The organism is Streptacidiphilus albus JL83 (assembly GCF_000744705.1).
Lineage (GTDB): Bacteria > Actinomycetota > Actinomycetes > Streptomycetales > Streptomycetaceae > Streptacidiphilus > Streptacidiphilus albus.
The window spans coordinates 8,649,786-8,670,082 of the sequence record NZ_JQML01000001.1; the positions used below are offsets into that span (position 1 = coordinate 8,649,786).

Sequence of the window (20,297 nt, forward strand, 5' to 3'; positions counted from 1 at the left end):
CGGGACTGCTGGCTGAACCCGGGGCGTGCGGAAGCGCCCGTCACCTCGACCTCAGGTGACGGGCGCCCAGATCCTGCTGCTCAGTCCCAGGACGTGTCCCGCTTGCTCACGATGCCCCCTCGGTCGACGTCGATGCGCTCATACATGTAGAACGCATCCAGCCGGGTCGGATGTTGCACCTTGCCGATCATTTCCGCTCCAGGGCGTCGTTCCCGACGCCGAGGGCGCCCCCTGGGGGCGGGAGTGGGGGAGAATGCTGCACATGACGACTTGAAGAGCACCGGCCGGGCGGGAGCGCTGGCTCAGGGTCTCGGCCTGGGCGACGGTGCAGAACGGCGATCGACGAATGTGTGCTGCTTGCGGGTCGGGCGTCCGCTCCTACGAGTACCGCTTCCATCCACCCGAGTCCTGGATGTTCGAGCGGTGCGTGGGCTTCGCGTGGTGCTCCGGTTGCCGGATCTACTCCGGCGGGATGGTGAACGTGCCCCGGTCGCGCGTACTCGTCGACGCCCTGGCGTCGCTTCCCGAGGATCAGCGGGAACCCCTGCGTCACAGAGAGGCAGCGCTGATCGAGTACCTGGACCGTCAGGCCGGCGGTCGGTAGCCGACGGCGCCGGTGTCGAGGCGCTGCGCTGGGAAGCCCCCCGGCCCCCCAGTGCAGCGCCTGGTCTGGTTCGGCTCGGGTCAGTCCGCCAGTGGGAGGTAGACCCGGTTGCCGTTGGCTGCGAACTCCTCGGACTTGGCCTTCATCCCCGCTTCGGCCTCATCGTCGCCGGTCACGGCCAAGCCGTCGCCGTAGGTGTCCATGATGTTCTTGCTGATCTTCATCGAGCAGAATTTGGGCCCGCACATCGAGCAGAAGTGCGCGGTCTTCGCCGGTTCGGCGGGCAGCGTCTCGTCGTGGAAGGAACGCGCCGTCTCCGGGTCGAGGGCCAGGTTGAACTGGTCCTCCCAGCGGAACTCGAAGCGGGCGTCGGACAGGGCGTCGTCCCAGTCCTGCGCGCCCGGATGACCCTTGGCCAGGTCCGCGGCATGGGCGGCGATCTTGTAGGTGATCACGCCGGTCTTCACGTCGTCCCGGTTCGGCAGCCCCAGGTGCTCCTTGGGAGTGACGTAGCACAGCATCGCGGTGCCGTAGGTGGCGATCATGGCGGCGCCGATACCGGAGGTGATGTGGTCGTAGCCAGGGGCCACGTCCGTGGTCAGCGGGCCGAGGGTGTAGAAGGGCGCGTCGTCGCACAGCTCCTTCTGCAGGTCCATGTTCTCCTTGATCAGGTGCATCGGCACATGACCCGGGCCCTCGATCATCACCTGGACGTCCAACGACCGCGCCACCCGCCCCAGTTCGCCCAGCGTCCGGAGTTCGGCCAGCTGCGCCTCGTCGTTGGCGTCGGAGATGGAGCCAGGACGCAGCCCGTCCCCGAGCGAGTAGGTGACGTCGTAGGCCCGCAGGATGTCGCACAGCTCCTCGAAGTTGCTGTACAGGAAGTTCTCCTGATGGTGCGCCAGGCACCAGGCCGCCATGATCGAGCCGCCGCGCGAGACGATGCCGGTCCGCCGGCGCGCAGTCAGCGGCACGTACCGCAGCAACACGCCCGCGTGCACGGTCATGTAGTCGACGCCCTGCTCGCACTGCTCGATCACGGTGTCCCGGTAGACCTCCCAGGACAGCTCCTCGGCCCGGCCGTCCACCTTCTCCAGCGCCTGGTAGAGCGGCACCGTCCCGATCGGCACGGGGGAGTTGCGCAGCACCCACTCGCGGGTGGTGTGGATGTTGCGCCCGGTGGACAGGTCCATCACCGTGTCGGCGCCCCAGCGGGTGGCCCAGGACATCTTCTCGACCTCCTCCTCGATCGAGGAGGTCACCGCAGAGTTGCCGATATTGGCGTTGATCTTGACCAGGAAGCGGGAGCCGATCACCATCGGCTCCGCCTCCGGGTGGTTCACGTTCACCGGGACCACGGCCCGGCCGGCGGCGACCTCCTCGCGGACGGTCTCCGGGGCCACCCCCTCCCGCAGGGCTGCGAACTCCATCTCCTCGGTGACGAGTCCCCGGCGCGCGTAGGCGAGCTGGGTGACCGCAGCGCCCCCGGCCGCCCGCAGCGGGCGCTCCGCGCGCGGCGGGGCGAACCCCTCGGGCCAGGGACGTTCGCTCCCGTCCCCGGTTCGGCCGGGGAAGACCGCGTCCAGCCCGGCCAACTCCCTTTCCCGGTCGGCGGTGCCGCGGCGCAGCCCGTCGTCCTCGGGTCGGGCGCGGCGGCCGAGGTAGCCCTCGACGTCGCCGCGTCCGGCGATCCAGTCCGCGCGCAGCGCGGGCAGGCCGAGCCTGACATCGGGTGCGTAGGCCGGGTCGGTGTACGGCCCGGAGGTGTCGTAGAGCGGGACGGTGCGGCCGTTGCTCAGCACGACCTCCCGGTAGGGCGCGCGCAGCCCCGGCCTACCGCCGGCGCGGTAGGCCTTCCGCCAGGCAGGGGCGGGGTAGCCGGTGGTGGTGCTGGAGACAGACTGCTGCTGTGCATCGTGCTCGGTCATCGGACCTGCTTCTCCCTACGCCGGCATTACCCGGTCAGGTTCCTGCGGTCGGCGCAAGCAGTCGTCGCACATGGTGGTGTGCGGCGGTCAGCGCCCTCTCAGCCCGGTGCTCCGAGCTCCCGCGTCTTCAATCAGATGTCAGCACCGTAGCGGCTCCGCCTCCGGTTTGACCAGAGTGCCCTGGCTCACTCGCCGCACCCGCCCGGCTCCGGGCCGTCAACGCCCGCCGTTCCGGGGGCGGGTGCGGAGCAGCGGACACACCGGTGGCGCCACCTGGTTGGCACCCCCGGTGCGGTGGCACGGTAGCGTGACCGGCATGGAGATCAACGGGGAAGCCCAGCAGCGCGGGCACATACTCCTGATCGGCGGCGCACCCGGCGGTCGCCGTCGTCAGCCGGTACGCCCTGAGGCCAGCCTCACGCTGTTGGCGACCCTGCCGACGTCGGCGCTGCTCGGCAGCGCGGTCCCCGCCGACACGGTCCAACTCGCCGACCCGGCCGACCCCCAGCTGGTCCTGGCCCATCTGCGGCGCGCCGCCGCGACCCCGGGTCCGCTGGTGCTGGTGCTGGTCGGCTGTCTGACGGTGGATCACCGGCACCACGAGCCGCATCTGGCGCTGGCGCGCAGCCGTCCGGAGAACGCCAGGTACACCGCGCTGCCCTGGGCCTGGCTGGCCCACGAGTTCCGCGACCGCCCGCCCGGCAGCACCCGGGTCCTGGCCGACCTGGTCGCCGACAAGGACGCCTGGGCACTGCTGGCGTCGGCGGGCCCGGCCGTGCTGACCGGCCCGCTGCCGGTCTGGGGCCAGGTCAGCCCGCCGGAGACGGTCGGCGAGACCCTGGCCACGCCGTACGTCCACGCGCTGGTCGAACTGCTCCGCCATGTCGGTGACCGTCCGCTCTTCGACGTCCACCGGCAGGCCGTCGCCTCGGCCGGCCTGCCCGCCGGAGCGCTGCCGCTCGGCACCGACCCGGCCGACGCGCCGGTACCGGTCCGGTCGGCGCAGCCGGTCGCGGTGCGCCCGGTCGTGACCGCCCCGGCGATGGGAGTCCCGGTGGCAGCGGCCCCGGCCCCGGCCCCGGTCCCGGTCCCGGCCCAGGCGGTCGCCGCTGTCCCGCCCATGCCCTGCGCGCCGCCCCCGACTGCCGTGCCGCCCACCGTCTCAGTGCCGGCGCTCGCCGCCGCGCCGCCCACCGTCTCCGTGCCGGAGCCCGCCGCCGCGGACGATCCGCTCGCGGCGATCGGCGCGGCTCTCGGCAGCGGTGACCTGGAGCAGGCCAAGGCGCTGGCGCTGGCCGCGGAGGAGCAGGCCGTGCGTACCGCCGGACCCCGCTCGCCCCGCGCGATCCAGGCCCGTGAGGCCCGCGCCCACCTGGCGCACCTCTCCCACGACGAGTCCCTCGCAGCGGAACTGTGGCGGGACTCGGCCGAGGACCGGCTCACCTTCCAGGGCCCGGACGACGCCGAGGTGCGGGCGGCGGTGGACAACGCCCACGCCTGCTGGAGCCGGGTCCAGGAGCGGCGCAGCTCCATCGAGCTGGCCCCGGGCATCCTGGCCCTGCGCCGCAAGGTGCCCGGCGCGGGGAGCAGCGGCCTGCGCGCCGCCGAGCGCCGCCTCCAGCGGATCTACGAGGCGGCGGTCCAGACGGAGGGCTGAGTCGGGGAGGTCAGGACTTCTCGGCCAGCACCGGTGCGACCACCTGTGCCAGCTCCGCCTGGGTCATCGAGTCCAGCACCCGTGCCGCTATCCGGCCCTGACGGTCGATCACCAGTGTCGAGGGGGTGGCCTGCGGGGCGACGCTGCCGACCGGGAACTGCAGCAGCACCGAGCCGCCCGGGTCGTAGAAGTCCGGGTAGGTGAGCCCCTCTGCCTTCACGAACTGCTGTGCGGGTGGCAGTTGGAGGTCGCGGGTGTCGATGCCCAGGAACTGCACGCCCTGGCTCCGGTCGGACCGGTAGACCGCCTCGAAGCCGGCCGCCTCGGCCCGGCACGGCGCGCACCCGGAGTTCCAGACATTGACCACCACGACCTTGCCCCGGTAGGAGGCCAGGCTGAGCGGCTTGCCGTCGAGGTCCTTGCCCACCAGGTCGACCGGGTCGCCACGGTGGCCGACCGCCATGGTGGTGACCTCGCCGAAGCCCGGGATCTGTTGGTCGACGGCCACGACGGCGTTGCCGGAGGAGGAGCCGGAGCACCCGCTCAGTACCAGCCCGAGCGCCAGCGCCCCCACCGCGACCGCCGCCCGAACGCCCGTCCCACCAGGTCGGGGCGGGTGTGCGAGGGTAGAACGGAGGTGCACGGATCGAGTCATGCCGGGAGTCTGCCACGACGATGATCGTTCGCGGACAGTGGGTCTCCGCAGTGGGTCTTCGCAGTGGGTCTCCGCGTCAGCGCTCGGCGCAGCCGACCCGGCCGGGTTCGCCGCCCGCCTCGGCCGACTGCCCCCGCCCCCGGCGGGCCGGGACGTGACCGGCGACCGGGAGCGTCGGGCGGCCTGCGCCGCCGCCTCCGCGACGGTCCAGCAGCCCGGCGGCGGCGGCGACCAGCAGGCCGCAGCCGGCCAGGGCGGCGGCGACCGCGTTGGGCGCGGCATAGCCGAGGCCGGCCGCGATCACCAGGCCACCGAGCCAGGCGCCCAGCGCGTTGGCCACGTTGAAGGCGGCCTGGATCGCGGCCGAGGCGATGTTCGGCGCTCCGTCGGCCTGGGTGATGATCCGGGTCTGCAGCACCGGCACCAGGGCGAAGGTGGTCGCGGCGAAGACGAACAGGGTGACGGCGGCGGCGATCCGGTTGTGCAGGGTGAGCAGGAAGACCGCCGCTACGACGCCCTCCAGCACCAGGAAGGTGTAGAGCGAGGGCATCAGCACCCGGTCCGCGAGCCTGGCGCCGAGGTAGTTGCCGGCCGTCATGCCGAGGCCGAAGACCACCAGCAGCCAGGTGACGCCGCCCGGGGCGAAGCCGGTCACCCGGGTCAACATCGGCACGATGTAGCTGTAGGTGGTGAACAGCGTCGCTCCGCCGAGGGTCGCGACCAGGAGGGCGAGCCAGACCTGCGGTCGGCCTATCGCCCGCAGTTCGGCGCGCAGGTCGAGTCCGGCCTCCTGCTGGGACTCCCTGGGCAGGGCCAGCAGCACCGACACCGAGGCGACGGCCCCCACGACACCGACCCCGGCGAAGACCACCCGCCAGCCGAGGTGCTGGCCGGCCAGGGTGGACAGCGGTACGCCGATCACATTGGCGATGGTGAGTCCGGCGAACATGGACGCCGTCGCCCGGGCGCGCCGGGAGGGCTCGACCAGCCCGCCGGCCACCACCGCGCCCACGCCGAAGTACGCGCCGTGCGGCAGCCCGGCGAGGAAGCGGGCGGCCAGCAGCCAGTGGTAGCCGGGCGCCACTGCCGACAGTCCGTTGCCCACGGCGAACGCGCCCATCAGCACGATCAGCGTGGTCCGCCGGGACAGCCTGGTCGAGAGCGCGACCAGGACCGGCGCGCCGACGACCACGCCCAGGGCGTAGGCGGAGATCAGATGTCCGGCGGCCGGGATGCTGACCGAGAGGTTGGTGGCGATGCCGGGCAGGATGCCCATCACCGCGAACTCGCCGGTCCCGATCGCGAAGGCCCCGACGGCCAGCGCCATCAGTGCCGCGCCGGCTCGTGGATGTCGACCGGTGGTCATTCCCGTCCTGTTCCGTGGGGTCGGTGCGCAGCAGACGGACCCTGCGGAGGGGACTCTCCCATGGACGCCACGCCCGCCGGGCCGGGCAGCCCGGCAGCCTGGCGGCATGGGCAACATAGTACTTACGTTCTATAACGCCCATGTTTCCGCGCCCCGATCGGCAGCAGCAGCCGACACCCGGGCTGAGCGGTGCGGCGCGGGACTTCTGACGGGTGGTCGCTGACCGCTGGGCCGACGGCCCGCCGCTCAGTAGGGCAGCAGGCCGCCCAGGCGGCCTTCGAGGACGACCAGCAGTCGGCTCAGCCCCTCCGAGAGCTCGTCCTGCTGTTTGGCGTCGACCCCGGAGAGGAGGGCCGCCTCGTAGCCGAGCTGTTCCGGCAGCAGTCGGTCGATCAGCTCCAGCCCGGCGTCGCTGAGCGAGAGGTGGACGACGCGGCGGTCCCGGCCGTCCGGTCGGCGCTCGATCAGCCCCCGTTCGGCGAGCAGCCGCACCCGCTTGGTGATCGCCGCGCCGGAGGCGAAGGTCTCCCGGGCGAGCTGGCTCGGCGTCAGGTCGCGGTCGACCCGGCGCAGGGTGCCGAGGATGTCGAACTCCGGCCGGGTCAGCCCCGCCGCGATCAGCGGCGCGTCCGCCGCCTGCTGGAGCAGCGCGGAGCAGCGGTTGAGCCTGCCGATGAGCGCCATCGGGGCGGTGTCGAGATCGGGTCGCAGCTGCTGCCACTGGCGGAGTACCGCTGCCACCACGTCTTCCACGCCGTCTCCTCACGTCCGGCTGCGATCCTACGTGGTCGCCGGGCGTCCGCCGGTCAGGCCGCGACGGGCGGCTGCTCGTCCGCGCGCTCCAGGTGCCGGTGGAGCTCGGCCAGCAGCCGGTGGCCCTGCTGCTCGGCGGCGGAGATCTGCCGGACCGGGAGGGGGCGCTGCCACCATTCGCCGTCGGCGGTGTCGGTGGCCTCGCGCAGCTCGGCCAGGGCGCCGGACAGCTTTCGCCGGGTCCGGTGCAGCTCGTCGGCCGGGGCCTGCGCCGGGAGGACGGACGCCGCTTCGGACGCCGCTTCGGGTGTCGGCGCGGGCGTCAGCAGCTTGGCGGCGTGGGCGCCGACCTCGACCGCGGCGGCCAGGGCGCGCTCCGCGCGGTCGGCCGCGCGCCGGTTGGTGATCAGGAAGCAGCAGGCCAGGCCGACCGCCGCGCCGACGCCGGTGTCCAGCGCCCGGTCGGCGATCAGCCGTCCGGCCGGCTGCGCATGGGCGAACTGCGGCATCAGCAGCGACATCTGGGTGACGCAGACGGCGGCCAGCCAGTAGCCCCGGGTGATCGTCGCCTCCGCCCCGAACTGGAACAGCAGGGTGACCAGGACGAGGGCGAGCGCGCCGGTGCGGGTCAGCGGCAGCAGCGCGGCGAACAGGACGAGCCCGACCAGGCTGCCGAGCACCCGGTGCAGGGCGCGACTCCAGGTCAGCGTGGTGTTGGCCTGGAAGACGGCGGCGGCGGTGACCACCGCCCAGTAGGGGCGGCCGACCCCGAGGCCCATGGAGGCCCAGCCGGCCAGGGCGCAGCCGATGGCGACCCGGGCCCCGACCGGCAGCAGCGGCGAGCCGGGACGCAGCGCCTCGCGCAGCGCGCCGAAGCACGGGGTGAGCGGGCCCGTCGCCCGCGCGGTCGCGGTCCGGGGCGCCGGAGTCCGCGCCCGGAGCAGCAGCGGCGCCATGCAGACCAGCCAGGCGAAGGCACCGGCCAGCAGCAGCAGGCCCAGGTGGGCCGGTACCTCGACGAGTCGCTGCGGCAGGAAGGCGGAGCTCGCCGCGATGAAGGTGAAGATCACGCTTCCGGGCGGGCCGACCCGGGTGGCGTCGCAGACCACCTTCTGCACGGCCGCGAGCAGCGCGGCGACCGCGACCCGGACGGCGGTGGAGTCGGTGGTGGCGGCGGTGGTGAGCGCGATCCCGGTGCTCGCCGCCATCCCCAGCACCACCCAGCCGAGGGTGCGGGCGCGGACCTCCTGCGGCAGTCGGTGGGCGTACAGGGCGCACATCGCGCCGGCGGCCGTGTACGCGGCGAGGTCGAGCCGGCCGAGGGCGAGCAGCAGCAGGTTGGGCACGCCCATGGCGACCAGGATGCTCAGCGCGGGCCGGTGCCAGCCCGCGAGCGCCCGCTGCGGGCGCAGCACTCCGCGCACCGGCAGGGGGCGGGTCCGGACGGGTCGGGGTGTCTCCTGGAGCAGGGGTGTCGAGGTCGCCATGGAGATAAGCTTAGCAAGTGTTTTACTCGTAAATGAAAAGCGCGGGACGATCAGGCATGGTCACACCGCGTCCTCCGGGTAGACCGCGTCCAGCAGGTTGCGGACGAAGCGGTCGGGGTCGTCCAGGCCGGCCGCAGTCAGGGTGCTGGTGCCGTCGGCCAGGAGGTTGAGGACGGCGCCGTGCAGGGCGAGGGTGACGGCGGCGGCCCGCTGCGGGGTGACGGGCAGTCCGGCGGCGCGCTGGGCCAGCTCGAAGCCGGTGAAGTCGGCGGCGGCGATCTGGTCGAGGATCGCCGACAGCCAGGCCTTGCGGGCCGCCTCGGCCTGCAGCTCCAGATAGGCGAGCATCCGTACCCGGCCCGGCCCGGCGACGTTCGCCAGCAGCCCCCGGAGCATGGCCACCAGGCCCTCGCGGTCGGTGGGGCCCGAACCGGCGGCCGTGAGCCGCGCCGTGATCTCGCGGTACTGCTCCACGCATCGCTCGGCCACCGCGCGCAGCAGGGCGTCCCGGGTCGGGAAGTAGTTCTTCGCGGTGCCCGGCGGCACCCCTGCCGCCGCGTCGACGGCCCGGTGCGTCAGGCCGCGTCCGCCCGTGTCGGCCAGCACCTCGATGGCCGAGTCGCGCAGTAGGTCCCGGCGGTCCTGATTCACCGTCAGTGCTCCTCGTTCCTCGGGGTCTTGCTCACACTACCGCAACCGTGGTACCACATCTGTGGTAGTTCGATGGCCAACGGGGCAGGACGACTGGGGGACGCAATGACCGGTACTGCGGTTGTGGTCGGGGCGGGAGTCGGCGGGCTGGCGACGGCGATCGGGCTGCGCCGTGCGGGATGGAAGGTGTCCGTCCTGGAGCGCCGGGCGGAGCTGGAGCGGTACGGCACCGCCTTCGGCATCCACCCCACCGCGCAGGACGCCCTTGACCGGCTGGCGGTGGGTGAGGCGTTCCGGCGCCGGGCGGTGCCGTACTGGAGCGCCCGGATTCGCACCCCGGAGGGGCGGGTGATGGCGAGGCTCCCGCTGGAGCGCATCGAGCGGAAGCACGGCCGCCCCGAACTCCTCGTCTCCCGGCCCCATCTGATCGACGCCATGCTCGCGCAGCTGGAGGGCTTCGGGGACGTGTCGCTCGAACTCGGGGAGAACGTGAGCGACGTGGCTGCACTGGTGGCCGGACACGACCTGGTGGTCGGCGCCGACGGCATCCGCAGTGCGGTGCGGGCCGCGTGCTTCGGTCCGCGCAGCGCCCCACGGCGGGTGGGGACGGTCGCCTGGGTCGGCATCGCGGACTTCGAGACCGGCGTGTACGGCGAGACCTGGGGCAGGGGCCGGTTCTTCGGCACCACCCCGGTCGAGCCGGGCCGCACCAACTGGTACGCCGTGGTGCCCGAGGCCACCGGCGCCGCGCAGCTGCGCGGACACTTCGAGGGCTGGCACGAGCCCGTGCCCCGGATCCTCGCCGGGACGGATCCCGCCACCTGGATCCGCTACGAGATGCGGCACCTGTTCCCCGCGCTGCCGACCTTCGTCCACGGCGGAAAGGTCGCGCTGGTCGGCGACGCGGCGCACGCCATGACCCCCAATCTGGGACAGGGCGCGTGCACGGCGATCCTGGACGCGGAAGCCCTGAGCCGGACCGTCGCCGAACACGGCCCCGACCAGCTGCCGGCCGCCCTCCGCGCCTACGACGCGGAGCGCCGGCGCAGCGCCCAGCGGGTCGCCTTCGGCTCCCGCAACCTGCACCGCTTCATGTCGAGCGAGCACACCGGGCTCCGCAACTCCGTGCTCCGGCTGCTGCCGAGCTGACCGACGGTCGGCGGCTGCGCTCTGCCCCCCGCCACGGCGGGGCCCGCCCGCGTGCCAGCCGAGCTCGGAACCTGCTCGGCCGGCACGGGGCGGGGTCCCTCGGGCTCAGTTGAAGCGCTGGAGCCAGCCGCTGACGAGGCCGTCCAACCGGTCGGCCCGCAACTGGTAGACGCGTTCGCGTCCCTGCAGCTTGACCTCGATCAGCCCGGCCTCTTCGAGGAGGCGGAGGTGTCGGCTGGTGGTCTGCCAGGTGTTGGTGAACAGGTTGGCGATGGCGCCCGAGGTCATCGCGCCGCCGTTGGTGTGGAGCACCAACAGGATCGCCCGGCGGGTCCGATGGGCGAGTGCGCTGAAGACCCGGTCGAGTTCCTCCAGCTCGACCAGGCCGCGCATCGGCTTGTCGGTCACTGGTCGAGGGTGACCGGACGGTAGGCCGGGAAGGTGATCCCGACCGGGTCGGTCGGCACGTCCCGGGGTTCGACCAGGCGCTTGATGGCCTCCCAGACCGGGATGACGTCGGGGTGCACGTGCGCCGGGTCCACCCCGCCCGGCTCCCAGGTGAGGACCTCCACGTACACCGGAGGCTCGGAGACGCTGCGGAGGACCAGGGGGCGGTCGTCCGTGACGAATCCCAGTGCGTTCAGCGTGGACCAGTTCCTGGCCAGCACCTGCTCGAACTCCGCCTCGGCCCCCGGGCGCACGAAGTAGGTGCCGAGGACGGTCTCGCGCTTGTCATTTTCATCAGCCATGTTGCTTAGATTAAGCGAGTCTGCTGATATTCACAAGCGCTTCCGCCCGCCGCTCCCGGAACGACGAAGGGCCCGACCGCGGTGCGGTCGGGCCCTTCGATCGGTGGTGGGGCGGAGCGCCGAGGACGCTCAGCGCCGGTCGAACGGCTCGAAGTCGTGGCTGAACTGCCAGTCGCTCTGCGCGACGCCGGAGCAGGTGAAGCTCCCGGCCGTGCCGACGCAGCCGCCGTTGTCCCGCTCCAGCGCCCAGAAGGAGAGTTCGGCGATGCCCTGCCGGGCGGCCCACTTCTCCACGAAGAGCGCGTCGGCGGGGGTGAGCACCTCCGGCGGGCCGTAGTCGTCGACGCCGATCATCTCGGTGACGCCGAGCATCTGCCAGAGCTGCGCCTGCGACTTGTGCGGGTAGACCGAGTGCAGTTGGCCGAGGACGGCCTCGGACGCCGTCACGGTGTCCTTGCCCATCTCGTGCGGCAGGCCGTCGTAGTAGTCGAAGGTCATGATGTTGACGATGTCGATCCGGGCGTGGTCGGCCACCGCGTTCTGCAGCACGCCGACGCCCTGCGGGGCGTCCAGGCCGGTCATGTTGGTGCTGAGGGTGTAGACGAACTGCACCGTCCGGTGCTGCCGCGCGGCCCACTGCTCGACCAGGTGGATGGCCTCGTTCCGGCGGTTGATCCCGGCCGGGTCGGTCTCCGAGTTGTCCTCGACGTCGAAGTCGAGCCGGCTGACGCCGTAGGTGGTGATGACCTGCTCGTAGTCGGCGGCGATCCTGGCGACGTCGGTGCAGCTGTCGGCGATCTCCTCCCCGGCGTGGTCGGCGTTGTAGCCGCCGAAGGAGGGGACCACGTCGCCGCCCCGCGCGCGGATCTTCGCGATGTCCGCCCCGAAGGTCGACCAGGCGATCGGCATGGAGGCGTTGCCGTTCCAGTCGAGGTCGCAGGAGCCGGCCGCCGGGGTCTGGATGAACGAAAGGGTGAGGTACTTGTCGCCGGAGGCGGCGGACAGGGCGGCCGGGCCGTTGGCGGTGTTGTCCTCGAAGTAGGGGGCGAAGATGTGCGCGGGCAGGGGGCGGGGAGCCCGGCCTTGGTGCTGCCCGTGGCTCCCGCCCCGGGCGGCGGCCGGCGCTGCGGAGGCGGGGCCGCGAAACCGGTGGCGATCAGCGCGGCTGCCGCGCACGCCGTGCCGACCGTACGAACGTTGATCAACGGTCCTCCAGGCGGCCGGGAGGCCGGGGAGCCGCCCTCAACCAGCCAGATAATTAGGAAAGGTTACTAACGTGGCCGCGACTCTAGGGCTGCCACCCGGGGGCGTCAAGGGGTGGCGAGGGCCGGGCAGGGCGGCGCTGACGACATGTCAAGGCGAGCTGTCGCCCGGTGGGGTGGTTCGTGCGGCCCTCGGCGTGTCAGGGCGGACGAATCATCATATTTGCGACGTAGGCTCTCCCTGTCCCCGACCATGAAGGAGATCCTCGGATGCCGAGTGTGCGGATGGTGCGGTGCGGTGCGGTCGTGGCTCTCGCTGCCTGTGCCCTGGTCCAGGGGCCGACGTCCGACGCGACCGACGCGGACCCCCAGGCGGACGCGACCGCGCTGGTCAGCCCGGGGACCGACCAGCCGATCACCACCGGGCTGCTGCCGGGGGACAGGTTCTACGTGCGGTACCGGCTCACCAGCCGTCAGCAGCACCCGATGCTGGTCGAGGGCGTCACATGGCGGGTCAGTACGTCCAACGAGGCCTGTGACAAGTACTTTCCGGTGGTGGCCCGGAGCGTGCGCGAGCAGTTCCCCAGCGTGGTCGCCCCGCGCGGGCAGTTCGACGCGGGCGACAACGCGACGTTCGAGTACTCCAGCGCGGCGGGCAGCGGCTGCCAGTCCATCGACATCTACGCCACGGCCACCGTCACCGCCGTCCGCGTCCCCAGCACGACCACGGTGACCGGCGGGGACGCGGGGCTCGGAGCGGCCGGACAGTTCACGGCGACCGTGGACAGCGCCTGGCGGCAGACGCCGGGCACGGTCCAGTTCGTCGTCGACGGCAGTGCCTACGGCGCACCGGCCCCGGTCCTGAACGGCAGGGCGGAGCTCGCGTCGGCCGGTCTCGCGGCCGGCACCCACGTGGTCCTCGCCCGCTACACGCCCACGGACGCGGGACCTGAGGGATCGGTCTCCCGTCCCGCCGCGTTCCATGTGACGACCGACGCCGCGACGGCCGCGCCGTCCCCGGAGCCGGCCCCCGCGCCGGTAGCGGTGCCAATGCCGGTGCCGGTGCCGGTGCCGGTGCCGGTGGCGGCGCCAATGCCGGTGCCGGTGCCGGTGCCGGTGCCGGTGGCGGCGCCAATGCCGGTGCCGGTGGCGGCGCCAATGCCGGTGCCGGTGGCGGCGCCCGCGCCGGTGACTGCGCCGGCGCCTCCGGCCCCCGTTCCGCTCCCCAGCACCCCGACACCGGCGCCCTCCCTGGTCCTCCCGGTGACCGTGCCTGCCCCCGCACCCCCGCGCATCCGCCCGTCCCCGCGCCGATCGCGCCCGTCCCCGCGCCGCCCGCGCCGATCGCGCCCGCGCCGCCCGTCCCCGCGCCGATCGCGCCCGCGCCCGCACCGGCCCCGATCGGCGCCCGTCCCGCGCCCGCGCCCGTGCCGGTCGTCAGGCCGAGCAGCGCGGCGGTCGCTCCGGTGGCGGTCGCTCCACAGCCCGCCGGTGCGCTCCCCGCCGCTGCCGCCTCCGTTGCCCGCCCGATGCCGGCGCCCGCGTCGTCCGGCATCCATACCGCGCCGATCAACCTTCCGGGCGGCGCCTCCGCGCTCGGCGTGCCGCCGTGGCGACGGCCCGACCCCCGTCGCGCGATCGGCTGAACCGGACACCGGTCGGGGTCGATCCGCTGTCCGCGAACTGCTGAACGATGGTGGGCCGGACCGGATCGGCTGGTCCGAACGGAGGCCGTCGAGCCGTTGCCGGAGCGGTATCGGATCGTAGGCGCAGCAGGCCGGGCGCTGCGGGCGCGCTCGCTGGAAAATGCCCGCGAATCGGCGGAATGACCTGAGGGCCACCGGGGTTGACCGAGCTGACGGCGTGGGGCAGATCGTGAACGTCCCTCGCACCGAACGAGGAAGGACCGGACTCCATGCAGATCGGCATCATCGGCGCAGGACACATCGGCGGCAACCTCACCCGACGGCTCACCGCGCTCGGGCACCAGGTGGCTGTCGCCAACTCACGCGGCCCGGAGACCCTGAGCGACCTGGTGGCGGAGACCGGGGCCACGGCGGTGACCGCGACCGAGGCGGCCCGCGGGGCGGAGATCGTGGTCGTCACGATCCCGCTGAAGAACGTCCCCGACCTTCCGGACGACCTCTTCGCCGAGGCGGCCGAGGGATTCGCGGTGATCGACACCGGTAACTACTACCCGCAGCAGCGCGACGGGCGGATCGCCGCGATCGAGGAGGGCCAGACCGAGAGCGGCTGGACCCAGCAGCACCTCGGGCACCCCGTGGTCAAGGCCTTCAACGGCACCTATGCGCAGGACATCCTGGACAAGCCGCAGCCGGCCGGTACGCCGGGCCGGGTGGCACTGCCGGTGGCCGGCGACGACGAGGCCGGCAAGCGGATCGTCCGGGACCTGATCGACGAGCTGGGCTTCGACACCGTCGACGCCGGCCGAATCGACGAGTCCTGGCGCCAGCAGCCCGGCACCCCCGTGTACGGGCTGGCCGCAGACGTGGAGGCGATCCGCAAGGCGCTGGCCGAGGCGAGCCCGGAGCGTCCGGCCGACTTCCGGGCCTGACCGCCAGGAGGTTCCGTCGGTCCTGACGAACGGTCAGGAGCAGTCCGGACGAAGGACGTCGGCCGCCCCGGGGCGGTCGGCGTCCGCTCCGCCGCGCCCGGGTCGCGCACAGTCAGCAGTAGTGGCCGGCCCGAACCGCGCCCGCGCCGTCGTCAGCCCTGCACCGCAACGGTGGGCCTCGGTGCCGGGTCCGGCAGCGTCGCCCCCTGCGGCCGTCCGGTGCGCAGCAGCCGCACGCCCTCCGGGACGAACGCGAGGCCGTAGCAGAGCGCGGCCACCGGCAGCAGGTTGAGCGAGGCCGCAGCGAGCACCGTGCCCGCGAGCACGGCCACCGGCACCCGCCAGGAGAGGCGCGGACGGGCCTGCGCGGCGGCGAGCAGCGAGAGGGCGAGCAGGCCGACGTAGAACAGCAGTGGACCGGTGCCGTAGACGGCCGCGTTCACCAGCGCGCTGCTCTGGATGCTGCCGTAGTGGAGGTCCATGGCCGCGCGGTCGGCGGAGACCGCGCCCACCCAGAGGTCGATGGTGATCTGCGCGAGGACGCAGAGCGCGCCGAGCAGGCCGACGGCCGTGAACAGTGAGGCTGCGATCCGGCGGCGGGAGGAGCGCCGCAGCTCGACCAGGATCAGGGCGTAGCCCAGTACGCCGATGTCGAAGAGCAGGTGGCCACTGGTCCAGCCGGGGCCCGGGCCGCGCTGCCCGTCGTTGAGCCGGATGATCCCGTAGCCGGCGGTGAGCACCGGTGCGGAGATCAGCGCGGTGGCGGTGAACCTGGTACGGGCGGTGGACGGTCGGTCTGATGCGGAGGTCGGTGTCATGGGGCAATCCTGCTGAGCGCGGCCCGCGACGTCAGTAGCAGCAGCTGCCCGATCATGGTGGTGCCGGCTCCAGTGCGCCGGTGGTGCCCGCTGCCACCGGCTCGCAGATCCGTCTTCAACAGACATGCTCTGAAACAGATATGATGCCGAGTCAGCGGTATTCCGCAGTCATCCTACCGTCGCCCTGCGTTCACGGGCGTAGTGTCGTGCCGCCATGGGCCACTTCTAGCATCCGGCCCATGACTACCTCCAAGATGACGCCGGAGCAGGCGGCACGCCTGACCATGGCGGAGCAGCACGACTGGTACCGGAGCGCGACCTCCCGCCGTTCCATGCTGCGCGGCGGTCTGGTGGGTGCGGCGGCCGTTGCCGCAGGCCCCACTCTGCTGGCGGTCCCGGCCCTGGCGGCCGGAACCCAGGCCCCGAGCGCGGCCACCGGCGGGACCGCTCCCGCCGGGGCCTCGCTGCTGGCCCGGGCCGAGCGCCCGGCCGGTTCCTCCGTCGTCCCCTTCGGTCGCCACGTCGCCTACGGCGCCGACCCGGCGACCTCGCTGTCCGTCACCTGGCAGGTGACGGCGCCGGTGGACAACCCCTTCGTCCGGATTGGCCACTCGCCGCTGGACCTGGGCGAGAAGATCCCGGCGTCGCTGTCCGTGCTCACCACGCCCTTCGCCGACGTCACTGCCGTCGACTCGGTGCCGCTGGTGAAGCCGACCACGGTCGAGCAGTACTACGTCCAGGCCCACGCCGAGCACCTGCTGCCCGGCCGGACCTACTACTACGTCGTCGGCCACGACGGCTGGGACCCCGCTGCCCACCCGCACCTCGACTCGGCCCGTGCCGTCACCACCGCGACCACCGCGCGGACCGACTTCACCTTCACCGCCTTCGGCGACCAGGGCGTCAGCTACGACGCCGTGGCCCTGGCCAACCTGATCCGGGCCGAGAACCCGGCCTTCCACCTCCACGCCGGCGACCTGTCCTACGCCAACGGCAGCGGGGACGGCCTGATCACCGACAGCTACGACCCCCGGGTCTGGGACCAGTTCCTGGCCCAGAACGAGCTGTTCGCCGGCTCCATCCCCTGGCAGGCCGTCGTCGGCAACCACGAGATGGAGCCCTGGTACTCGCCCGACGGCTACGGCGGCTTCTTCCAGCGCTTCGCCCAGCCGGTGCAGAACCAGGCCTACTACTCCTTCACCTACGGCAACGTCGCCTTCCTGGCTCTCGACGCCAACGACGTCTCCTACGAGTTCCCGGCCAACTTCGGCTACAGCGGCGGCGCGCAGACCAAGTGGCTGACCCGGCAGCTCGCCGCGTTCCGCGCGAACAAGAAGATCGACTTCATCGTCGTCTACTTCCACGAGTGCGCCTACTCCACCACCGACCAGCACGCCTCCGACGGCGGTGTCCGCCAGTACTGGACGCCGCTCTTCGACCAGTACTCGGTCGACCTGGTCATCAACGGCCACAACCACGTCTACGAGCGCACCGACCCGCTGCGCGCGGGCAAGGTCACCACGGCCGCGCCGATCGGCGCCACGGTCGACACCCCGCGCGACGGCACCACCTACGTGGTCGCCGGCAGCTCGGGCGAGAGCCTGTACCAGTTCCCGGCGACGGACAGCTACGAGGGCGACGTGGACAACCTCGCCTCGGTCACCACCTGGGTCCGCAACTCCTCCGGCGGCAAGACCCCGGAGACCGTGGACTGGTCGCGGGTCCGCTACACCGGCTACGCCCTGCTCAGCGTGGACAGCGAGCCCGGCCGCCATGGCCAGGCCCCGAAGCTGGTGCTGCGCGGCGTCAACGAGTACGGCACCGAGATCGACCGGCTGACGATCGTCCGCTCCAGCTGACGGTACGACAGCAGGGCCCGGCGGACGCCGTCCCGGCGCGGCGTCCGCCGACCCACTCGGCATTGAAGAACCGTCAGAAATCGAAGCCCACGTGGACATGGTCGTGGTGGGTGGCATCGGTGAAGAACTGGTCCGGCGCGCCACCGCTCAACTGCCAGGGGCCGCCCACGTTGTAGGAGCCGGCCGCAGCGGCGGCCCGCATCAGACCCTCGACCAGCGGGCGTGAGGTCGCCGGGTCCACGACGTCGTGGCCGTCGACGCTCCAGACGTCGAAGGCCCGGCCCCTGGGGTGGTCGCTGGGACGGTCGGTGCCGAACACGTCGATCGGATGGCCCGAGCGCACCACGCTCAGCTGCAGCCGGTAGCTCCGGGCCAGCGTCAGCAGCGCGTCCAGCGCGCTGGTGTGGACGTTCCCGCTGCGGATGTCGGCCTCCGCCGCCGGCGGCAGCGTGATCTCCGGCGAGGCCAGCACCTGCCGGGCGGCGGCGGGCAGGGCGGCCGCAGCTGCGCCCGGCTCCGCCGGATGCAGGGCGGTGACCGTCCAGCGCGGATCGGCCTGCGACAGCCGGACATCGACCGTCGTCCCGCCGGGGACCACCGTGCCGGCCGCGTCCTGGGTCCACTGCCTGCACACCACCAGCACGCTGGCGGTGCTGCTCAGGATGCCCCCGTACTGCGCCTCGGCCACCTGTACCACCGCGCGCGGCGCGCTGCTCAGCAGCGGCCCGGCCTGCGCGGCCAGCGCCGGATCGAGCCCCAGCGCGGCCACCCGGCCCCGCGCGGCCGCCAGGCCCTGCTGCCCGGTGGACCAGCTCCCCAGCGCCTCGATCAGCTGCACCGCCCGCAGCTTCACCAGCGGGTCGATGTCATTGCTGCTCGGTGCCCACGCCGTGGCCGCAGGCAGCGCGGCGGCCGAAGCCGACGCGGCCGACGCCGACGCGGACGACGCGGCTGCCGAGGGCGACCCCGCGCCTCCCGACCCGCGCCCCGACCCGCATCCGGCGAGCGCGCCCAGCACACCCGCCGCCGCACCCGCCACCACTGCCCGCCTGCCGAGGAACTCCATCCCCCCAGTCTGCGCGCCCCACCCCGCAGACCCCGGAGGGACGCGGCCCCACCCCACCGGCCCGACCCGTACAGGCCAACCCCGCCGCGTTCGCCGGGCGGACGCGCGGGATTCGGCGCAGCCGTGGAGGCCCCTGCCGCGGTCGACTACCGTGTGGCTGTGAACCTTGCCCGGGACTTGGCACTGCTGGCATTCGACGAGCGGTCGGCGGGCCTGTCCGGCGGTGCGCGACTGGACAACACGCTGGCAGGTGCGGAACTGGTCTCCCTGGTCCGGCTGGGCCGGGTGGCCGTCGACCGGGGCCGGGCGACCGTCGTCGACCGGACGCCCAGCCCGGACCCGCAACTGGAGTTCGGGTTCGCGACGCTCGCGGCCTCGGTGGAGCCGCAGTGGGTGCACGTCTGGTTGGCGCGCCGGGCGTTCGCCCTCGGTGCCCGCTATCTGGAGCGGCTGCAGGCGGAGGGCTCGGTCGAGCGTCGGCGGTCCCGTCGGTTGGGCGTGTTCCCGGTCCAGCAGTGGCGGCTGGCGTCCGGCAGTGACCGGGCCGACCTCGTCGACCGCGTCAGGTCGGCTGCCCTCGATACGGCGGGCGATCCGGGGGACCGGATCTTCGCGGCGCTGGTCCAGCTTGCCGGGCTGGCCCCGGGCGCGGAGCGCGACCGCCTGGCACGGCTCACCGCGACATTGGTCGGCACGGGCTCCGACGGCGAACCGCAGCCCGGCTCGACCGGCTCCGGGACGGTCGAACCGGTCACCACCGGGGAAGCCGAGCTCGCGGCGCTGCGGGCGACCGCCGGGCGGGTGCGGGGGCTGCCGAGGCCCGGGCGCGGGGGCTCGGGCCTCGACCCCGATGTCCAGCGGGCGATCGAACTCAACTGGAGTGCTCAGCACCACCAGTGACGGCGGCTCCGCGCGCTCGCGGAGTGGCGGGCCGCCGACGGACGGGGTGTCAGCCGATCGGGTGCGCCGTCAGGGCGGTGACCGTGACGGTGTCGTCGTCGATCGCCCCGGGGGCGAAGCGGATGGTCAGGTGGGTGGTCTCGTTCGGCGGGGTGACCTCCAGGAACGAGGGGGTCACCGACTTCACGCCGTAGGGGGCGTGCCAGGCGACGTCGGCGTAGGCCGACTGGCCGGGCTTGAGGGTGACGGTGTGCGGGCGGGGGTCGCCGGCGAAGTAGGTGGAGCCCCAGACGATCTTGATGGCCAGGTTGCCGTGGCGGGAGTTCTGCAGGCCGAGGCCGGGGTAGCCGTAGACGGTGCAGGTCTGGTGCGAGGTGTTGGTGAGCGCCAGGTCCTGGCCGAAGTTGCCCACGCCGTCCTGGTCGTCCGAGTGCAGGCTCGCCGCGAGGGCGGTGGTGTGGCAGCGCTGCGGGGCGCGGGCGGCCGGCGCGGCAGCGGCGGTGCCGGCCGTGCCCGCGACCAGCAGGGCGGCGGCGGCCGCGCTCAGGCCGGCGGCCTTCTTCAGACGTGTCTTCATACTGTCTTCCTTTCCGGCGGCACCGCCCGGGGGGCAGGAGGTGCCAGGTGGAACCGGCGGTCGACGGCGGTGCCCAGGGGCCCCGACGACCACGCACCGGTGTACGTACCTTCTGGGGACGCGGAATGAGTGTCAATCAGTTCCGGCTCCCAGAGCCGCTGTTCGATCATCGCTTGCCGAAATCGGATGACCACTAATTGATGACATGTCAAACTTCCCAGCATGGATTCCTTCGGCCCGACAGCGCGTCCCGAACCGCCGCCTCGGCCCGGACGGCCCGAGCAACCACCGTGGTCGTGGC

Annotated in this window: 19 protein-coding genes; 6 read left to right on the forward strand and 13 right to left on the reverse strand. The window is 73.0% G+C overall.

From position 1 onward, the window contains the following. Positions 1-684: 684 nt before the first annotated feature. Positions 685-2,532 carry a phosphomethylpyrimidine synthase ThiC gene (gene thiC / locus BS75_RS37620; protein WP_034091430.1) on the reverse strand — a complete coding sequence of 616 codons (1,848 nt, stop codon included), beginning with the start codon at positions 2,530-2,532 and terminating at the stop codon, positions 685-687. 316 nt (positions 2,533-2,848) lie between these two features. Here thiC and BS75_RS43670 point away from each other — a divergent pair, with 316 nt between their 5' ends. Next, a complete protein-coding gene (locus BS75_RS43670) occupies positions 2,849-4,189 on the forward strand; it encodes a hypothetical protein (RefSeq protein WP_052070189.1) in 1,341 nt (446 codons plus the stop codon). A gap of 10 nt (positions 4,190-4,199) precedes the next feature. On the opposite strand, the gene BS75_RS37630 is transcribed toward BS75_RS43670, so the two are convergent. From BS75_RS37630 to BS75_RS37650, 5 genes are all read right to left on the reverse strand, one after another. Continuing rightward, the gene (locus BS75_RS37630; protein ID WP_052070191.1) at positions 4,200-4,832 is read right to left on the reverse strand and encodes a TlpA family protein disulfide reductase; all 633 of its coding nucleotides are present in this window, start codon (positions 4,830-4,832) and stop codon (positions 4,200-4,202) included. A gap of 88 nt (positions 4,833-4,920) precedes the next feature. After that, positions 4,921-6,210 carry an MFS transporter gene (locus BS75_RS37635; protein ID WP_081983013.1) on the reverse strand — a complete coding sequence of 430 codons (1,290 nt, stop codon included), beginning with the start codon at positions 6,208-6,210 and terminating at the stop codon, positions 4,921-4,923. Positions 6,211-6,456: 246 nt separating this feature from the next. Further along, a complete protein-coding gene (locus tag BS75_RS37640; RefSeq protein ID WP_034091432.1) occupies positions 6,457-6,963 on the reverse strand; it encodes a MarR family winged helix-turn-helix transcriptional regulator in 507 nt (168 codons plus the stop codon). A gap of 53 nt (positions 6,964-7,016) precedes the next feature. After that, positions 7,017-8,450: an FUSC family protein gene (locus BS75_RS37645; protein ID WP_034091433.1), complete on the reverse strand. Its 1,434-nt coding sequence runs from the start codon at positions 8,448-8,450 to the stop codon at positions 7,017-7,019. Between the two features lie 60 nt (positions 8,451-8,510). Then, positions 8,511-9,101, reverse strand: coding sequence for a TetR/AcrR family transcriptional regulator (locus BS75_RS37650; protein ID WP_034091434.1), 591 nt, complete (start codon positions 9,099-9,101; stop codon positions 8,511-8,513). Between the two features lie 105 nt (positions 9,102-9,206). Here BS75_RS37650 and BS75_RS37655 point away from each other — a divergent pair, with 105 nt between their 5' ends. Then, positions 9,207-10,250, forward strand: a complete 1,044-nt coding sequence (locus BS75_RS37655; RefSeq protein WP_034091435.1) for an FAD-dependent oxidoreductase — start codon at positions 9,207-9,209, stop codon at positions 10,248-10,250. Positions 10,251-10,355: 105 nt separating this feature from the next. Here BS75_RS37655 and BS75_RS37660 read toward each other — a convergent pair whose 3' ends face one another. The 4 genes from BS75_RS37660 to BS75_RS51040 form a co-directional block, all read right to left on the reverse strand. Continuing rightward, entirely contained in the window at positions 10,356-10,658 is a 303-nt protein-coding gene (locus BS75_RS37660) for an ArsR/SmtB family transcription factor (RefSeq protein ID WP_081983014.1), read from the reverse strand. Beyond that, complete coding sequence (locus tag BS75_RS37665) at positions 10,655-10,999, reverse strand: hypothetical protein (RefSeq protein WP_034091436.1); 345 nt, start codon at positions 10,997-10,999, stop codon at positions 10,655-10,657. The genes BS75_RS37660 and BS75_RS37665 overlap by 4 nt, the downstream gene beginning before the upstream one ends. Before the next feature lie 129 nt (positions 11,000-11,128). Further along, on the reverse strand, positions 11,129-12,175 hold the full coding sequence (locus BS75_RS37670) for a chitinase (RefSeq protein ID WP_063776588.1): 1,047 nt from the start codon (positions 12,173-12,175) through the stop codon (positions 11,129-11,131). Between the two features lie 499 nt (positions 12,176-12,674). Beyond that, a complete protein-coding gene (locus BS75_RS51040; RefSeq protein ID WP_034091437.1) occupies positions 12,675-12,881 on the reverse strand; it encodes a hypothetical protein in 207 nt (68 codons plus the stop codon). A gap of 100 nt (positions 12,882-12,981) precedes the next feature. Here BS75_RS51040 and BS75_RS52355 point away from each other — a divergent pair, with 100 nt between their 5' ends. Both BS75_RS52355 and BS75_RS37685 read left to right on the forward strand, forming a co-directional pair. Further along, complete coding sequence (locus BS75_RS52355; RefSeq protein ID WP_408022607.1) at positions 12,982-13,968, forward strand: Ig-like domain-containing protein; 987 nt, start codon at positions 12,982-12,984, stop codon at positions 13,966-13,968. A 148-nt stretch (positions 13,969-14,116) separates the two neighbouring features. Then, complete coding sequence (locus BS75_RS37685) at positions 14,117-14,776, forward strand: NADPH-dependent F420 reductase (protein ID WP_034091439.1); 660 nt, start codon at positions 14,117-14,119, stop codon at positions 14,774-14,776. A 152-nt stretch (positions 14,777-14,928) separates the two neighbouring features. Here the strand turns inward: BS75_RS37685 and BS75_RS37690 are convergent, their stop codons facing one another. Continuing rightward, complete coding sequence (locus BS75_RS37690; RefSeq protein WP_052070195.1) at positions 14,929-15,594, reverse strand: hypothetical protein; 666 nt, start codon at positions 15,592-15,594, stop codon at positions 14,929-14,931. Positions 15,595-15,833: 239 nt separating this feature from the next. Between BS75_RS37690 and BS75_RS37695 the strand changes: the two genes are divergently transcribed. Further along, positions 15,834-17,453 (forward strand): purple acid phosphatase family protein, encoded by a 1,620-nt coding sequence (locus BS75_RS37695; RefSeq protein WP_034091440.1) that lies wholly within the window; start codon positions 15,834-15,836, stop codon positions 17,451-17,453. 73 nt (positions 17,454-17,526) lie between these two features. Here BS75_RS37695 and BS75_RS37700 read toward each other — a convergent pair whose 3' ends face one another. Then, on the reverse strand, positions 17,527-18,519 hold the full coding sequence (locus tag BS75_RS37700; protein WP_042440887.1) for a hypothetical protein: 993 nt from the start codon (positions 18,517-18,519) through the stop codon (positions 17,527-17,529). Between the two features lie 159 nt (positions 18,520-18,678). On the opposite strand from BS75_RS37700, the gene BS75_RS45230 reads away from it, so the two are divergent. After that, positions 18,679-19,419: a GOLPH3/VPS74 family protein gene (locus BS75_RS45230; RefSeq protein ID WP_160312340.1), complete on the forward strand. Its 741-nt coding sequence runs from the start codon at positions 18,679-18,681 to the stop codon at positions 19,417-19,419. A gap of 49 nt (positions 19,420-19,468) precedes the next feature. On the opposite strand, the gene BS75_RS37715 is transcribed toward BS75_RS45230, so the two are convergent. Then, a complete protein-coding gene (locus BS75_RS37715; RefSeq protein ID WP_042440885.1) occupies positions 19,469-19,996 on the reverse strand; it encodes a DUF4232 domain-containing protein in 528 nt (175 codons plus the stop codon). Positions 19,997-20,297 lie beyond the last annotated feature (301 nt).

Bases quoted from the DNA above. Each gene is read 5' to 3' on its own strand.
- thiC (WP_034091430.1), bottom strand. From the start codon at position 2,532: ATGACCGAGCACGATGCACAGCAGCAGTCTGTCTCCAGCACCACCACC.
- BS75_RS43670 (WP_052070189.1), top strand. From the start codon at position 2,849: ATGGAGATCAACGGGGAAGCCCAGCAGCGCGGGCACATACTCCTGATC.
- BS75_RS37635 (WP_081983013.1), bottom strand. From the start codon at position 6,210: ATGACCACCGGTCGACATCCACGAGCCGGCGCGGCACTGATGGCGCTG.
- BS75_RS37645 (WP_034091433.1), bottom strand. From the start codon at position 8,450: ATGGCGACCTCGACACCCCTGCTCCAGGAGACACCCCGACCCGTCCGG.
- BS75_RS37655 (WP_034091435.1), top strand. From the start codon at position 9,207: ATGACCGGTACTGCGGTTGTGGTCGGGGCGGGAGTCGGCGGGCTGGCG.
- BS75_RS37665 (WP_034091436.1), bottom strand. From the start codon at position 10,999: ATGGCTGATGAAAATGACAAGCGCGAGACCGTCCTCGGCACCTACTTC.
- BS75_RS51040 (WP_034091437.1), bottom strand. From the start codon at position 12,881: ATGTCGATGGACTGGCAGCCGCTGCCCGCCGCGCTGGAGTACTCGAAC.
- BS75_RS37685 (WP_034091439.1), top strand. From the start codon at position 14,117: ATGCAGATCGGCATCATCGGCGCAGGACACATCGGCGGCAACCTCACC.
- BS75_RS37690 (WP_052070195.1), bottom strand. From the start codon at position 15,594: ATGACACCGACCTCCGCATCAGACCGACCGTCCACCGCCCGTACCAGG.
- BS75_RS37695 (WP_034091440.1), top strand. From the start codon at position 15,834: ATGACTACCTCCAAGATGACGCCGGAGCAGGCGGCACGCCTGACCATG.
- BS75_RS37700 (WP_042440887.1), bottom strand. From the start codon at position 18,519: ATGGAGTTCCTCGGCAGGCGGGCAGTGGTGGCGGGTGCGGCGGCGGGT.
- BS75_RS37715 (WP_042440885.1), bottom strand. From the start codon at position 19,996: ATGAAGACACGTCTGAAGAAGGCCGCCGGCCTGAGCGCGGCCGCCGCC.